Genomic DNA, 14,924 nt, shown 5'->3' with positions numbered 1-14,924 from the left:
GCCGAGCGGCTGGAGCCACTCACGACAGAGCCTGCATATAGCGCATGCCGGTGACCGGGCGAGGGGTGAAGTCCATCTGTTCGTAGAAGCGGTGAGCCTTGAGATTGCCGGTCGCAGCGCTGACGGAGAGGTAATCGCAGCCGGCAATGCGCGCCGTTTCGCGGGCGCGGTCGACGAGAAGCTGGCCGGTGCCATGACCGCGATGGCCGTCGCGCACGAAAAGGTGATGCAGGTCCATTCCGCGCTTGCCTTCCTGCGCCCTGTAGAGCGGAACGAGGATCGCGTAACCGATCAGTCCCTCGCTGCCTTCGGCGACAATGGCAGAAATCCAGGGCGTCGGGCCGAAGAGGTCGCGCTCGAGCTGTTCCGGCGTCGAGGCCGATATGTCGCCATGATGGGCGGCAAGCAGGCCGATCATTTCATGGAGTTCGCAGATGTCGCGGGGTTTGGCGGTGCGGATCGTCACCACCGGCGGGCGCATGAGCGATATTTCGCTGTCTTCGATTTCAAGCATGGCCTTCGCGTCCTTTTTACGTTTATGCCGCCAGGACGCTGCTGATACAACAAAGCCGCCTGACGGCGGCTTGTTGACATTATGATCTGTCTCGGCCGCCCTTTACAGGTACAGCCAAAAATACGAGCGGTTATGGTGTGCGTTCTCGATCATGCGCCATAGATTCTCCGAAACCGCCTGATTGTCAATGGCAGTTTGGCCTCAGATCGGAGGCGATTAGGCGGCACCTGCTGGCGCAGCACAGATACCTGCCACACAGCCCTCTGCATTTTCATCTGATGTCGCCGCCCGAACGGATGCTGCAAGCGCCATGCCGATGCGAGCGCCGAGTGCGATATCATCCTCGACGCCGAATGCATGATGCAGGATCGCACCATCGCGGCCGATCAGGACGGATGAGGGTGTTCCCCTGAAACCATAGCGGCGCATCGTCACCGGTATGTCGGAGCGCTGCTCGGCCTGATCGACACCGATGGGCGAGGTCAGCCGGTATTCGTGAATGAAAGCCTTGAGCACGGTTGGCGTCATCGCCTCGTGATGTTCGAAGACCGTGTGCAGGCCGATGACCTGGAGATCCGTGTTGGCGAAGATGCGCTCGATGCGGCGCACCCGCGGCAGGCTTTCAGCCACGCAGCCGGGGCAGAGCAATTGGAAACTGTGCAGGAAGACCACCTTGCCGCGCAGTCCGGCGATGGAGAGCGGCTGCGGTGTGTTGAACCAATCGCTGACGGAAAGTTCCGCTGCGAGTGTCAGGTCGGACATGGCGAAATCCTTGCTCTTTGGGCAGGTGCTTGCGTCATCAGTTGCATCCGGGGCGCAAAGGATTAAACCTGCCTGGTGTTTTCTCTTCTCTATTTGCCTGGAGAGAGGAAAGAGCCCGTCCGGCGATGGCAGTCGCCGGACCGGCGACCCGCTCACTTTGCAGGCATGACCTTGCCCGGCAGGCTGAGATTGCCGGAGGCGACCTTGAAGACATTGTCCACGCAAAGCAGCGGCGCATGCAGGTTGCCGTTGACCTTCAGCCCTGCGGTCACGCCGTCATAGGAAGCGCCTGTGATGCCGCCGAGCAGCGACAGCGGGATGGCGACATCGACACGGTCGCCCTTCAGCACCGTCGGATAATTCGGGCTGTCGATCAGCAGCGGAACGCCCGGCCATGTGGCGGGAAGCTTCGGCTTGGCGCCGTCAGGGATGTCGGTCACCTTCAATCCGCCGGCGCATGCCTTATCCTCATTGAGCACGACCCAGTGCGGATGCCAGACATCGCGGTTTTTGCCCTTATTGGCGGCATCGTCGAAGTCAGGATGGAAAGTCACGGCAAGTGCCACGATGCCCTGATCCCTTTCGAAGCCGATATCGCCGCTGTTGAGCGAGGTCGGCCAGACATAGGCATAGACACCGGAGCCTTCGAACTTGCCTGTCGCAGGGGGCTTTTCTGCGCCGGCCTCGCCGCGTACGCGGGTCGAGAAGACCGCCTTGTCGCCCTTGGTGACGATTTTGGTTTCGATGATGTCGAACGAGGCTTTCACGCCTTCGGACGGTTCGGCCTTGACGGGATGCGCCATGGCTGAGCCGAGCCAAAGGGATAGCGCTCCGGCGATGGCCGCGCCAGTTATCAATTTTCTCAACATTTTGATTTCCTTCTCTTTCTAGGTTGCCTGGAGAGTGCGCCTATCCTTTTTCGAAGGCATCCCAGGTGGCAGCCCGGGTTGCCGGATCGGCGGTTTCATGGTCGCGGCAGTCGATGCGCAGCTCATTGCTGCCGAAGGCCGCGTTCACGAAATTGCAGTGGTGCGGTTTGGCCGCACCGGAATGCTGGTAGGGACGGAAGTAACGACAGCTCGTGCACATCCGCTGGATCGGTATGGCATCTGCCTCCTGCAGATGCCGGATCATCTTGACGAGCGACAGCAGCAGGCCTTCCTGCTCGCCTGGGGAAAGCGATCGGGCTGCTTCCATCGCTGCCGTTTCGATCGGCGAAACGAAGCCGAACGCCGCCTTTCCCTCCGCCGTGATGCGGATCGCGGTGGCACGTTTGTCGCCTTGAGCGCTCGCCTTGACGACGAGCCCCTTGCGCTCCAGTGCCGCAATCGAATCCGTCGCCGTCGGCTGCGAGACGCCGAGATGCGCCGCAATCTCCTTCACCCGCGCACTGTCGCGGCCGGCGAGAAATTCGAGGATCGCAAGCTGCGTCGGCTTCAGTCCGGCCTTTTCGGCCTTCGACCATTCGTCGCTGCGCATCGCGATCGCGATGCGGGTCAGGCCTTCGCTGATGCGATTGTCGATCGATGTCGGGTCTTTTGGCGTTTCCATAGGGTCAATATATAGGAGTCCTATGTAAATTCAAGAGCCGCTGCGATGTATTGCCGCTTTCGTTTTTCGAGGAATAGTATAGGGTACCCCCCTATACTACATCAGAGACTGTCATGTCCCATACGACCCATCAGAAGAAGAAACTCATTGCCCGCGTCAGCCGTATTCGCGGGCAGCTCGAGGCGGTCGAACGTGCGCTGGAGGGCGAGCGCCCCTGCGGCGAAATCCTCCAGCTTCTTGCCTCCGTGCGCGGCGCGCTGACGGGTCTCACGGGCGAGGTGCTGGACGACCATCTGCACGAACACGTGCTGCATGCAGCCGACGAGAAGGCGAGGGCGGAGGCGGTCGAGGAAATATCGGAAGTATTGCGAACCTATATCCGCTGAGCCGGATCGATATCGGTAAGGAGTTGGCAATGATATCAGGAACGAATAGCTACGGACATGAGCATGTCTTCCTGGGGCAGGACCATGCCCGCAACGAACGCCGCATCTGGCTTGTAATCGCGCTGACGGCAGTCATGATGGTGGTCGAAATCGGCGCCGGCACGATCTATGGCTCGATGGCTCTGGTGGCCGACGGCTGGCACATGTCCACCCATGCCAGCGCGTTGCTCATTTCTGCGCTCGCCTATCTCTTCGCCCGTAAGCAGGCCCGCAATCCGCGCTTCACGTTCGGCACCGGCAAACTCGGCGATCTCGCCGGGTTCGCGAGTGCCATCATTCTGGCGATGATTGCCCTGCTGATGGGGTGGGAAAGCTTCCTGCGCATCACGTCGCCGGTGCCGATCAGCTTCAGCCAGGCGATTGCCGTGGCCGTCATTGGCCTTGCCGTCAACCTCGTCAGTGCCTGGCTCCTCAGTGGTGGCGGCCACGACCACCACCATCACGGTCACGGGCATGATCACCATCACGATCATCATCATGCCCATGGCCATGATCACCATGGTCATGCGGACAACAATATCCGCTCCGCCTATATGCACGTCATCGCCGACGCGCTGACCTCGGTGCTTGCAATCGCCGCGCTCACCTTCGGCAGCCTCTATGGCTGGCTCTGGCTTGATCCGCTGATGGGCATTGTCGGCGCTCTGATCATCGCGCAATGGGCCTGGGGGCTGATGAAATCGTCAGGCGCCGTGCTGCTTGATGTGCTCTCGGAAGGGGAAACACTGCCGGACGAGATTCGGGACGTGATCGAAGGCGATGGCGACCGCATCACCGATCTGCATGTCTGGCAGGTTGGCCCCGGTCACCATGCAGCGATCGTCGCGGTGCTGACGCCGGAGCCGCGCGATACCGCCTTCTACAAGGAGAGGCTGGCGAGCCTGGGCGAGTTGTCGCATGTGACGGTGGAGGTCACGCGCGCTGCCTGATCCCGCCAAAAAGCCGAGATGCCGCCGCAATCAAGCCTTACGCCTGTGATCCTGATTCCCCGGAGGTCTTCATGAATCACAGCCTCACCCGCCGCAGCTTTATTGGCTCTGCCTTGCTGCTGCCTGCGCTGGGCTTTGCACCTCGCTTGCGCGCCGAGCAGCAGAATGACGATATCGACAAGCGGCTCGCAGCGCTTGAAGCGCGCATTGGCGGGCGCCTCGGGGTTTCCGTTCTCGACAGCGACACGAATGTCTCCTTCGGCTATCGCGGCAGCGAGCCCTTCGCCATGTGCAGCACCTTCAAGGTTCTGGCCGCAGGCCTCGTTCTTGCTCGTGTCGACAAGGGCGATGAGAGCCTTGACCGGCGCGTCACCTACGGCAAGGACAAGCTCGTCACCTATTCGCCCGAGACCGAAAAGCACGCGGGCGGCGACGGCATGACGATGGCCGAGATCTGCAAGGCAGCCATTACGCTGAGCGACAACACCGCCGGCAACCTGATGCTGGAAAGCTTTGGCGGTCCGGCTGCACTCACCGACTGGCTGCGCTCCGTCGGCGACGGCACGACAAGGCTCGACCGCATGGAAACCGCGCTGAACGAGGCCGCGAAAGGCGATCCGCGCGACACCACGACGCCGGACGCAATGCTCGATTCTCTCGGCAATATCGCCCTCGGCTCGGTTCTGGCAGAAAGCTCTGCAAATCAGCTGATCGACTGGATGATTGCGAACACGACCGGCGGCGCGCGCCTGCGCGCAGGCTTGCCAAGCGACTGGAAGATCGGCGATAAGACCGGCACGGGCGACAATGGTTCCGCCGGAGATATTGCCATCATCTGGCCGCCCAAACGCGGCCCGATCGTCGCCGCCGTCTACATCGGGGAAACAACCGTGAAGATGGACGAATTCAATCCCGTCTTCGCCGAAATCGGCAAGATGATCACCGAGATGGTGTAGGAGAGGCCGCCTGATTTTCTACGATCTTCAGCCGGGGCTGGCGGATCGGAGCAGGCCGGACGTCGATCATTGAAAAGCCGCGGCGCAGCATACTCGCGGCTTTTTGAACTTGCGTAGCGATCAGGTGGCTGAATTTTCTTCGCCCTGCGTGCTCGTCGATTGCGCAGCGGCGGGTTTTTTGTTGCCGTCTCCGTCATCCTCGATACCTGCAAGTTCGCGCTTGATCTGTTCAGCGATTTCCTTCTCGATTGCGGCGCGCTCGTCCGCGGACATCGCCTTGAGGTCGTCCTCGGTGAGATTGTGTGCCGCGAGATAACGCGCACGGATGAATTCTTCGGGCGTCATGCTGCTCCACTCGCTGAATTCAGCAGCGACGCGTTTATTTGCCTCCTTGATCGTTGCCTCCTCATCGGAGGGCGGATTGATGTAGGTTTCGTTGCCGGCCTGCACCGCCCACATCGTATTGGCGATGGACGGAGGCGTCGTGCTCGGCTCTAGGCCCGCGCCGGATTGATTGCGCGCACTGCCGCCAAATTCGTCGGTCTGTTTGTTCTTGGATTTGCCCTGCTCGAAAAGCGCACCAAGGCCGGAATAAATTGAAAGGCTGCTACCGATTTCCATGAAAAAATCCCCCTGAAAAACGGCAGCAGCATGATCGGGCAAACCTGCCCGGAGCTTGTGTCTCTCCGCTGCCGTACTACGGCAGCGTGTAGGCGATGACATAGTCGCCGGGCTTGGTGCCAACAGACCCATGCCCGCCGGCGACCATGACAACATATTGTTTGTTGTCATCGGCCGTATAGGTCATCGGCGTTGCCTGTCCGCCGGCCGGAAGACGCGCCTCCCAGAGCTGGCGGCCGTTCGTCACGTCATAGGCGCGCAGATAGTTGTCGACGGCTGCGCCCAAGAAAGCAACGCCGCCCTTGGTCACCATCGGCCCGCCGATGCCGGGCACGCCCACTTTGAAGGGAAGAGGCAACGGCGTCATGTCATGGACCGTGCCATTCTTGTGCATGTAAGCGATACGGCCGCTACGCAGGTCGACGCCGGCGACATAGCCCCATGGCGGCGCCTGGCAGGGGATCTGCAGCGGTCCGAGGAAGGGTCCCATGAACACGCCGTAGGGCGCGCCATCATTGCGGTTGAGGCCCTGTTCGCTGCCTTTCTCATCCTGCCCGCGCGGCGGAATATCGGCTGATGGCACCAGGCGCGAGGTGAAGGCGAGGTAGGTTGGCATGCCGAACATCACCTGGCGCTCCGGATCGACGGCGACCGAGCCCCAGTTGAAGGTGCCGAAATTACCGGGATAGACGATGGTCCCCTGCAGCGAGGGCGGCGTATATCGGCCCTCATATTTGTAGCGGTTGAAATCGATGCGGCAGACAAGCTGGTCAAACAGCGAGACACCCCACATATCCTTTTCCTGCAGTGGCTCCGGCGAGAAGGTAAGATCGGAGATCGGCTGCGTTGGCGCGGTGTGATCTTCCGGGATCGCTCCGTCAGGTGCCGGGATTTCCTTGAAGGGAATGATCGGCTGGCCGGTGCGCCGGTCGAGCACGTAAATATCGCCCTGCTTGGTGGATGCCACCAGCGCCGGCACCGCCGTTCCGTCCTGTTTCGTCAGATCAAGCAGCACCGGCTGGGCCGGCACGTCCATGTCCCAGAGATCGTGGTGGACGAACTGCTGCACCCAGCGCAGCCGGCCCGTATTGATGTCGAGCGCCACGACGGAGGAGGAGAACTTCTCGACATTCTCGCTGCGGTTCATGCCGAGCTGGTCCGGCACCTGGTTGCCGAGTGGGATATATACCATGCCGAGCTGGTCATCGACGCTGAAGACCGACCAGCTGTTCGGTGAATTCGTCGTGTAATGCTGTCCCTCCGGCAATGGCGTCGTCTGGTCCGGATTGCCGGAATCCCAGTTCCAGATCAGTGCGCCGCTGTTGATGTCATAGGCGCGGATGACGCCGGACTGTTCTTTTGTTGAATAGTTGTCGTTGACCGCCCCGCCGATGATGATTTTTCCCGCAACGGCAACTGGCGGTGAGGTGGAGTAATAATAACCGGCCGGATTGTACTGCATGCCGGCCTGTAGCTGCAGCACGCCCTGTTCCGCAAAGCCCGTGCAGACCTGTCCATTGGTGGCATCGAGCGCGATCAGCCGCGCATCCGAAGTCGGCAGGTAGACGCGCTCCTTGCAGGGCTGGCCTGCCGGCGTTGCCTCGTCGCTGTAATAGGTCACTCCCCGGCAGGTCTGGTGCTGCCGGTCCGGGTTCATGCCGGAATTGGCGTCATATTTCCATTTCTGCTGGCCGGTCTTGGCATCGAGCGCGATCGCCCAATTGTGCGGAGTGCAGAGATAGAGCGTGTTGCCGACCTTCAGCGGCGTCACCTGATAGGTCGTCTCGCCGACGTCGTCGGGCCGTTTCACGTCGCCGGTCTGATAGCGCCAGGCCTCCTTAAGGGAGGAGACATTCTGAACGGTAATCTGGTCGAGCGGCGAATAGCGCTGGCCGTAGGGCGTACGGCCATATTGGTGCCATTCGCCATCAGGCACATTGCCGCCGAAGGTCGGCGTGGCGGTAACCGCCTGCGTCGGCAGGTCGCCCGCGAGGTCGTGCGGATCCGTCGTCATCGAATAGACAGCGACGATGATGGCGGCGATAACAGGAATGGCGAGCGGCCAGGGATTGGCGCCGTAGTAGGTACCGGTCGGGCTGCGGAAGCCGAGCGGCCGGCGGATCCACGGTGTCAGCAGCCAGAGCCCGAAGAGGATGATGAGCCCGCCGCGTGGACCGAGCTGCCACCAGTCGAATCCCACCTCCCAGATCGCCCAGGCAAGGGCCACGATCACAAGCACGGCATAGACCCAGAGCGCCACTGCCTTGCGCATGAGAAGCAGGCCTGCCGTCAGCAGGAACATCAGTCCGGCGAAGAGATAGAAGACGCTGCCGCCGAGCGTGACGAGCCAGAGCCCGCCGGCGCCTAGGGCCAGTCCGAAAATGATGAAAAGGATGGAGGTAATGACGATTGCCATACGGCAGTCTCCCGCTGGTTAGCCGGATCGAAGGATGGCGAAAAACATACGCCGATCAGGCAGGTAGAGCGGAAGGGCTGCCTTTCAACCGCCGCAATTCGCGGCGGTTGAAACTGTCGCACTAATTCGCTTTTGCAAGCTCGCGGTCGATCGCCGAGACCAGACGACTGTCGTCAGCCGTCACGTCGGGGGCGAAACGGGCAACGACCTTGCCGTTGCGACCGACGAGGAATTTCTCGAAGTTCCAGAGGATTTCCTTGTCGTCGGAGGCAAGGCCGGCGCTCTTCAGCCGTTCGCGCATCGGTCCTTCGCCCGTCGTTTCTACGTCTGCGCTGGTCAGGTTCTGATAGAGCGGATGTTTGTCCGGCCCTTTGACGGAAATCTTGGAGTACATCGGGAAATCGACGCCGAAGGTACTGGTGCAGAAATCCAGGATTTCCGCATCTGTGCCTGGCTCCTGGCCTTTGAAGTCATTCGCCGGGAAGCCGGCGATGACGAAGCCGCGTTCGCGCTTGTCGGCATAGAGCTTTTCAAGCCCTTCATACTGCACCGTCAGGCCGCATTTGGAGGCGACGTTGACGATGAGTAGCACCTGGCCGCGATATTCGTTGAGCGTCGTCTCGCGGCCCTGAACGGTCTTGACGGGAATATCGAGAAGATCAGTCATCATTATCTCCCTTTAGTATGACCCAGTTGATATCGACTTGTCTGAAATCAGGTTCCGCAGAAGGTCTGGAGCACCCGCTCTTCGGGTTTCGGCGGCTCCATATAGGCGGCAAATGCCGGCTGCTCATCATAGGGGCGCGAAAGAACAGCCAGCAGCGCCTCGAACAACGAGAAATCGCCATCCTGAGCGGCAGCCTCGATTGCCTGCTCGACGCGGTGATTGCGCGGAATGAAGGCGGGGTTGATCCGTTTCATGGCAGCGGCCCGATCTGCGGGCATCTGCGGATCGCGCGATAACCGCTCGCGCCATTGTGCGAGCCAATCGGCGGTGGCAGCCGGTTCGCGGAATGTCGATGCGAAAGCGCTCTCTGCCTCCGGATCGCCTGCAAGGGCCGAAAGCCGCCGGAATGTCAGTGTGAAGTCTGCAGCCTGTGCCTGCATCAGCGCCAGCAGCGACTGAATGAGTTCAAGATCGCCGTCTTCGGCGGAAACAAGGCCGATCTTGCCGCGCATACCCTGCAGCCAATGGGCATGAAACCGCTCGCCATAGGCCTTGATGATGGCGTTGGCGTGTTCGATCGCCTTGTCTCTGTCAACATCGATCAGTGGCAGCAGCGCCTCGCCGAGGCGCGCCAGGTTCCATTGCCCGATGCCCGGCTGGTTAGCATAGGCATAACGCCCGTGCTGATCGATGGAGGAGAAGACCGTCATCGGATCATAGGCGTCCATGAAGGCACAGGGACCGAAATCGATCGTCTCGCCCGAGATCGTCATATTGTCAGTATTCATCACCCCATGGATGAAGCCGACCTGCAGCCAGCGGGCGATCAGCGCCGCCTGCCGGTCGCAGACAGCCTCGTAGAGCGCAAGATAAGGATTCTCTGCCGCCTGCAACTCGGGATAATGCCGTTCGATCACATAGTCGGCAAGCGCCTTGATGCCATCCTCGTCACCACCAGCGGCAAGATACTGGAAGGTGCCGACGCGGATATGGCTTGCAGCAACGCGCGTGAAGACGGCACCCGGCAAGACATCCTCACGCCGAACGCTTTCACCGGTCAGCACGGCGGCAAGCGCTCGCGTGGCGGGAATGCCGAGTGCAAACATCGCCTCGCTGATGATATACTCGCGTAGCACCGGGCCGAGGGCTGCCCGACCGTCTCCCCGGCGGGAAAAGGGCGTCTGCCCTGCACCCTTGAGTTGGATATCGCGGCGCTGCCCGTTGTGGTCGATCACCTCCCCGAGCAGGATCGCGCGCCCGTCGCCGAGCAGCGGGACGAAATGTCCGAACTGGTGGCCGGAATAAGCCATCGCCAGCGGCTCGGCCCCTTCGGGGATGAGGTTGCCGGAAAAGATCGCAGCCCCGTCGCGCTTCAGAATGTCGACATTAAGTCCCAATTCTCTGGCCAGCGGCTCGTTGAGCTTGATGAGCCATGGCTCGGCCACCTGCGTCGGCGCCTGTAAGGCGAAGAAGTTCTGCGGCAGCCGCACGTAGCTATTGTCGAAGCCGAAGGCCGTGTCCGGCCGGTTTTTCTGCAGGGCGGAGGTCATGGCTAATAGGTAGGGCCGCAGGTGCGATCACGCAAGCCGATCTTGGCGCCAAACTACTCGCTTCACGAAGGGCAAAAAAGTGCAAGGAATGGTGATCTGCCTTTCCCTTTCGTCAAAGCAGATTTGCCATAAAAGACATAGCGCCGCCATGATTGCCGGCGTATAGCAAAATCATCTCCCCTTGGCATTTTTGCCATGTCTTCTCCCGCGGCCCTGTCGCCCCGTGTGCTCCGCTGCGCCACTGCGAGTGATCCCTGACGATGTCGGATCAGATTTACCATGCGCCGTTGGCTCGGCGTGCAGCACCCAATTTCCGGGTGATCGCGATGATTGTCGCGAGCGCCATGCTCATGGAAAATGTCGACGCAACGGTGCTGGCGACCGCGCTGCCGACAATGGCCCGCGATTTCGGCGTCGACGCCCCGGCCATGTCGATCGCCCTGACCTCCTACCTGCTCAGTCTGGCGATCTTCATCCCCGCCAGCGGCCGTGTGGCGGATAGTTTCGGCTCGCGCACCGTCTTCCGCTCGGCGATCGCCGTTTTCGTGGTCGGCTCCATCCTCTGTGCCTTCGCGCCGACCTTGCCGTTCCTCGTGCTTGCCCGCCTGCTGCAGGGCATAGGCGGCGCCATGATGATGCCCGTCGGCCGTCTGGTGCTGATGCGTAGCGTCGACCGCAAGGATATGGTCAGCGCCATGTCCTGGCTTTTGGTGCCGGCGTTGATCGGCCCGATCGTCGGCCCGCCGCTCGGCGGCTTCATCGTCACCTATCTCGACTGGCGCTGGATCTTCTACATCAACGTGCCGATCGGCATCATCGGCATGATCTTCGTCTCGATCTACATCGACGAAGTGAAGGGCAAGGCGGCCGGTCCTTTCGATACTATCGGCTTCATCCTGTCGGGCATCTCGCTCGGCTCGCTGCTCTTCGGCTTCGAACTGTCAAGCCATCAAGGGCAGGGCTCGTTTTCGATCTTCCTCATCGCGATCGGTCTGCTCTTCGGCATCGCTTATCTGCGCCATGCCCGCAAGCATCCGGCGCCGATCATGGATTTCTCACTGATGAAAGTGCCGAGCTTCGGCACTTCGGTCATTGCCGGTTCGCTGACCCGCATCACGCAGGGCGCGCAGCCCTTCCTGCTGCCGCTGCTCTTCCAGATCGGCTTCGGCCTTTCGGCGGCCGCCGCTGGGCAGATCGTCATTTCCACCGCGCTTGGCGCGCTGTTCATGAAGCCGCTGGCGCGTGCCGTCTTCCGCCGTGTCGGCTTCCGCAGAAGCCTGATTATCAATGGTATTCTCGGCACCATCGGCTACGGCCTCTGCGCCGCCTTCCGGCCGGACTGGCCGATGCCGCTGATCTTCATCGCATTGGTGCTCAGCGCCTTTTTCATGTCGTTCCAGTTCACGGCTTACAATACCATCGCCTATGACGAGATCGGCCAGGAACGCATGAGCTCGGCTACAAGCTTCTACACCACCTTCCAGCAGCTGATGCTCTCGCTCGGCATCTGCATCGGTGCGCTGGCGCTGCATGCTTCGATGGCCTTCAACGGTGTCGAAACGCCTGAGCTTGGCGATTTCTCCACCGCCTTCATCGTGGTTGCGATCATCTCAATCACCGCCACCATTTGGAACCTCCGCTTCTCGCCGACCGCAGGCGAAGAGATCAGCGGCTACAAGGCCAAGTAGGCGTTCTCTTGGTGAGGATGCTCTTCAGCAGTCATCCAGCCGCCGCTCGTCGCCGTCAGGCACGGTCTATGGGGCGATGAGCCGGAGCAGCCAGCTTTAAACCTCGCCGTCTTCCATCTCGGCCGCCAGGTCGGCGAGCTTGCGTACGGTGTTCAGGTTGCGGGAGGTCCCCGCCTTCAGCGCCGGCAGCTTCAGCTTCGACCGACCTGAGCCGATGGGATAGTGCACATAAATCTCACGCCCGGCGAGCTTCGCTTCCTCGCCATCGGGCGCCACCATCTTTTCCAGGGCATCTTTGGGTGCCGCTTCTGGCAGGAAATAGACCAGCAGAAAATTCGGCTTGGCGTCGAGGAAGGGAGCGTGGGCGACGATGCCATCGAGTTCCTTACGGCTACGCACCATCACGCCCGGCCGCTTTCCCATCTTCTTGCCCAGCGCTTCGTCGAGCTGTTCTTCAATCGCTTTTTCGGCCTCATCCGAGCGAAACAGCACATTACCGCTCTGGATGTAGGTCTTCACGTCGGTGAAACCGAGCTCCTCGCAGATCGCCTTCAGCTCCGCCATCGGCAGGGAGCCTGTGCCGCCGACATTCACGGCTCTCAGCAGCGCGATATAGACAGCCATTTCTCCCTCCGTTGATTGAGTGGCGTGCAGAGAACACGCCGCATCCAATCTCACATCTTGCCCGCCACCTTGACCGCAAACGCATATTCGAATGCGATCTCTTCGAGCCGCTGGAAGCGGCCGGAAGCGCCGCCGTGGCCGGCATCCATGTTGGTTTTGAGCAGAATGGGCGCGGCACCCGTCGTCTTGTCGCGCAGCTTCGCGACCCATTTCGCCGGCTCCCAGTAGGTGACCCGTGGGTCGGTCAGGCCACCGAGCGCCAGGATCGGCGGATAGGGCTTGGCGCCGACATTGTCATAGGGCGAATAGGCGGCGATCTGCTCGTACTCTTCGCGGCTTTCGATCGGGTTGCCCCATTCCGGCCATTCCGGCGGAGTGAGGGGCAGCGTATCGTCGAGCATGGTATTGAGCACGTCGACGAAGGGGACGGCAGCGATGAAGCCGGCGAATTTTTCCGGCGCCATATTGGCGACTGCGCCCATCAGCATGCCGCCGGCCGATCCGCCCTCGGCAATGATGTTCGCGTAGGACGTGAACTTCTCCTGATTCAGATAGTCAGCGGCAGCGATGAAGTCCTTGAAGGTATTGGTCTTCTTGTCCATCTTGCCGTCTTCGTACCAGGCAAAGCCCTTGTCCTTGCCGCCGCGGATATGAGCGATGGCATAGACGAAGCCGCGATCGGCAAGCGACAGGCAGTTGGTGTTGAAGCCGGCCGGAATGGTGATGCCATAGGCGCCGTAGCCGTAGAGCAGGCAGGGCGCGGAACCGTCAAGCGGCGTATCCTTGCGGTAGAGCAGTGTGACCGGCACTTTCTCGCCGTCCCATGCCGGCGCGAAGACGCGGCGGGTGACGTAATCGTCGGGATTGTGGCCCGACGGGACTTCCTGGGTCTTCAGGAGCGTGCGCTCACGCGTGAGCATATTGTAGTCGTAAAGCTGCGAGGGCGTCGTCATCGACGAATAGGAGAAGCGGATGACGTCGGTGTCGTATTCGGCGGCACCCGAAAGGCCGAGCGAATAGGCTTCCTCATCGAAGGCGATCGCATGCTCTTCGCCGGTGCGGCGGTCGCGGATCATGATCTGCGGCAGGCCGTCCTTGCGCTCCAGCCACAGCAGGTGACGGGCATAGGCCATATGGCTGATGATGAGCGTGCCGGGCTTGTGCGGCACGACCTCGCGCCAGTTTTCCTTGCCCGGCTTGTCAACCGGCGCTTCCATGATCTTGAAATCCTTGGCGCCGCTGTCGTTGGTCAGGATATAGAAAACATCGCCGCCCTCCGCTAGCGAATATTCGATGCCTTCCTCACGCGCGGCCACTAGCGTCGGCTCGGCTGTCAGGTCTTTGGTCGAGAGCAGGCGATACTCGCTCGTTTCGTGGTCGTGGATGTCGATGTAAATGAAATCGTCGAGCAGTGAACCGCCGACGCCCATGAAGAAGCCGGCATCCGCTTCCTCGTAGACAAGGCGGTCCTCGCTCTGCGGCGTGCCGAGAATATGGTGGAAAACTTTCGACGGACGGTGGTTCTCATCGAGCGCCGAATAGAAGAAGCTCTTGCCGTCAGGCGCCCAGACGCCGCCGCCGCCCGTATTCTCGATGAGATCGGGCAGATCCGCACCCGTCGAGAGGTCGCGAACCCTCAGCGTGAAGAACTCGGAACCCTTGTCGTCATAGCCCCAGATGCCGCGGCTGTGGTCGGTGCAATGATCGAGCCCGGCGAGGCGGAAATAGGCCTTGCCGGCAGCCTCCTTGTCGCCATCGAGCAGGATGGTGCGGATCCTCTCGTCCATCACCCCGCCGTCGCGGGGGATGCGGAAATAGCGTGGCTGCTCACCCCCAGTGACGAAGGAAGTGCCGTAGGCATACGGACCATCCTTAACCGGTACGGAACTGTCGTCTTCCTTGATGCGGCCGCGCATCTCCGCAAACAACGTCTTCTGCAGCGGCTTGGTGTCTTCCATGGCCGCATTCATGTAGCCGTTTTCGGCTTCCAGGTGGGCGCGGATGTCAGGATCGAGGATAGAAGGATCCTTGAACATCGCCTGCCAGTTGTCGGCGCGCAGCCAGGCGTAGTCGTCAGTCCGCGTGATGCCGTGGCGCGTGTCGGAGACGGGTCTTTTTTCGGCGGCGGGCGGGGTAGGCAGGTTCTTGAAAGGGGTCAAGGAAGGCTCCGTAAGGGCGGTGTCGGTGGGCAAGAGATAGA

The 14,924-nt window shown here is 61.1% G+C and carries 14 protein-coding genes; 4 read left to right on the top strand and 10 right to left on the bottom strand.

Annotation, left to right across the window (positions count from 1 at the left end):
• Nucleotides 1-19: 19 nt before the first annotated feature.
• The 4 genes from FHT78_RS14220 to FHT78_RS14205 form a co-directional block, all read right to left on the bottom strand.
• Entirely contained in the window at nt 20-514 is a 495-nt protein-coding gene (locus FHT78_RS14220; protein WP_183744835.1) for a GNAT family N-acetyltransferase, read from the bottom strand.
• A gap of 216 nt (nt 515-730) precedes the next feature.
• On the bottom strand, nt 731-1,276 hold the full coding sequence (locus FHT78_RS14215; RefSeq protein ID WP_183744832.1) for a TlpA family protein disulfide reductase: 546 nt from the start codon (nt 1,274-1,276) through the stop codon (nt 731-733).
• 152 nt (nt 1,277-1,428) lie between these two features.
• On the bottom strand, nt 1,429-2,145 hold the full coding sequence (locus tag FHT78_RS14210) for a hypothetical protein (RefSeq protein ID WP_183744829.1): 717 nt from the start codon (nt 2,143-2,145) through the stop codon (nt 1,429-1,431).
• 40 nt (nt 2,146-2,185) lie between these two features.
• Entirely contained in the window at nt 2,186-2,827 is a 642-nt protein-coding gene (locus FHT78_RS14205) for a MarR family winged helix-turn-helix transcriptional regulator (RefSeq protein WP_183744826.1), read from the bottom strand.
• Nucleotides 2,828-2,940: 113 nt separating this feature from the next.
• Between FHT78_RS14205 and dmeR the strand changes: the two genes are divergently transcribed.
• The 3 genes from dmeR (at nt 2,941) to bla (ending at nt 5,158) form a co-directional block, all read left to right on the top strand.
• Nucleotides 2,941-3,213 carry a Ni(II)/Co(II)-sensing transcriptional repressor DmeR gene (gene dmeR / locus FHT78_RS14200; protein WP_007816163.1) on the top strand — a complete coding sequence of 91 codons (273 nt, stop codon included), beginning with the start codon at nt 2,941-2,943 and terminating at the stop codon, nt 3,211-3,213.
• 29 nt (nt 3,214-3,242) lie between these two features.
• Nucleotides 3,243-4,202 (top strand): CDF family Co(II)/Ni(II) efflux transporter DmeF, encoded by a 960-nt coding sequence (gene dmeF / locus FHT78_RS14195; RefSeq protein WP_183744824.1) that lies wholly within the window; start codon nt 3,243-3,245, stop codon nt 4,200-4,202.
• Nucleotides 4,203-4,273: 71 nt separating this feature from the next.
• A complete protein-coding gene (bla, locus tag FHT78_RS14190; protein WP_183744821.1) occupies nt 4,274-5,158 on the top strand; it encodes a class A beta-lactamase in 885 nt (294 codons plus the stop codon).
• A gap of 120 nt (nt 5,159-5,278) precedes the next feature.
• Here the strand turns inward: bla and FHT78_RS29355 are convergent, their stop codons facing one another.
• The 4 genes from FHT78_RS29355 to FHT78_RS14170 all read right to left on the bottom strand — a co-directional run bounded on the left by FHT78_RS29355 (nt 5,279) and on the right by FHT78_RS14170 (nt 10,412).
• Entirely contained in the window at nt 5,279-5,950 is a 672-nt protein-coding gene (locus tag FHT78_RS29355) for a hypothetical protein (RefSeq protein ID WP_246715278.1), read from the bottom strand.
• Nucleotides 5,856-8,195, bottom strand: coding sequence for a glucose/quinate/shikimate family membrane-bound PQQ-dependent dehydrogenase (locus FHT78_RS14180; protein WP_183744819.1), 2,340 nt, complete (start codon nt 8,193-8,195; stop codon nt 5,856-5,858). The genes FHT78_RS29355 and FHT78_RS14180 overlap by 95 nt, the downstream gene beginning before the upstream one ends.
• Before the next feature lie 121 nt (nt 8,196-8,316).
• A complete protein-coding gene (locus tag FHT78_RS14175) occupies nt 8,317-8,865 on the bottom strand; it encodes a glutathione peroxidase (RefSeq protein ID WP_281412851.1) in 549 nt (182 codons plus the stop codon).
• Nucleotides 8,866-8,909: 44 nt separating this feature from the next.
• Nucleotides 8,910-10,412 carry a protein adenylyltransferase SelO gene (locus tag FHT78_RS14170; RefSeq protein WP_183744815.1) on the bottom strand — a complete coding sequence of 501 codons (1,503 nt, stop codon included), beginning with the start codon at nt 10,410-10,412 and terminating at the stop codon, nt 8,910-8,912.
• Between the two features lie 260 nt (nt 10,413-10,672).
• Here FHT78_RS14170 and FHT78_RS14165 point away from each other — a divergent pair, with 260 nt between their 5' ends.
• The gene (locus tag FHT78_RS14165) at nt 10,673-12,100 is read left to right on the top strand and encodes an MDR family MFS transporter (protein ID WP_183744813.1); all 1,428 of its coding nucleotides are present in this window, start codon (nt 10,673-10,675) and stop codon (nt 12,098-12,100) included.
• Between the two features lie 96 nt (nt 12,101-12,196).
• Here FHT78_RS14165 and FHT78_RS14160 read toward each other — a convergent pair whose 3' ends face one another.
• Together FHT78_RS14160 and FHT78_RS14155 are read right to left on the bottom strand one after the other, a co-directional pair.
• The gene (locus FHT78_RS14160) at nt 12,197-12,724 is read right to left on the bottom strand and encodes a DUF1697 domain-containing protein (protein ID WP_183744811.1); all 528 of its coding nucleotides are present in this window, start codon (nt 12,722-12,724) and stop codon (nt 12,197-12,199) included.
• A 50-nt stretch (nt 12,725-12,774) separates the two neighbouring features.
• Nucleotides 12,775-14,883 carry a S9 family peptidase gene (locus tag FHT78_RS14155; RefSeq protein WP_183744809.1) on the bottom strand — a complete coding sequence of 703 codons (2,109 nt, stop codon included), beginning with the start codon at nt 14,881-14,883 and terminating at the stop codon, nt 12,775-12,777.
• Nucleotides 14,884-14,924 lie beyond the last annotated feature (41 nt).

Origin of the sequence: Rhizobium sp. BK196, from assembly GCF_014193255.1 — a bacterium.
In the GTDB taxonomy this organism is placed as follows: domain Bacteria; phylum Pseudomonadota; class Alphaproteobacteria; order Rhizobiales; family Rhizobiaceae; genus Rhizobium.
Note: the sequence above shows the minus strand (reverse complement) of the source record. Positions and strands in the feature narration are given on the sequence as shown.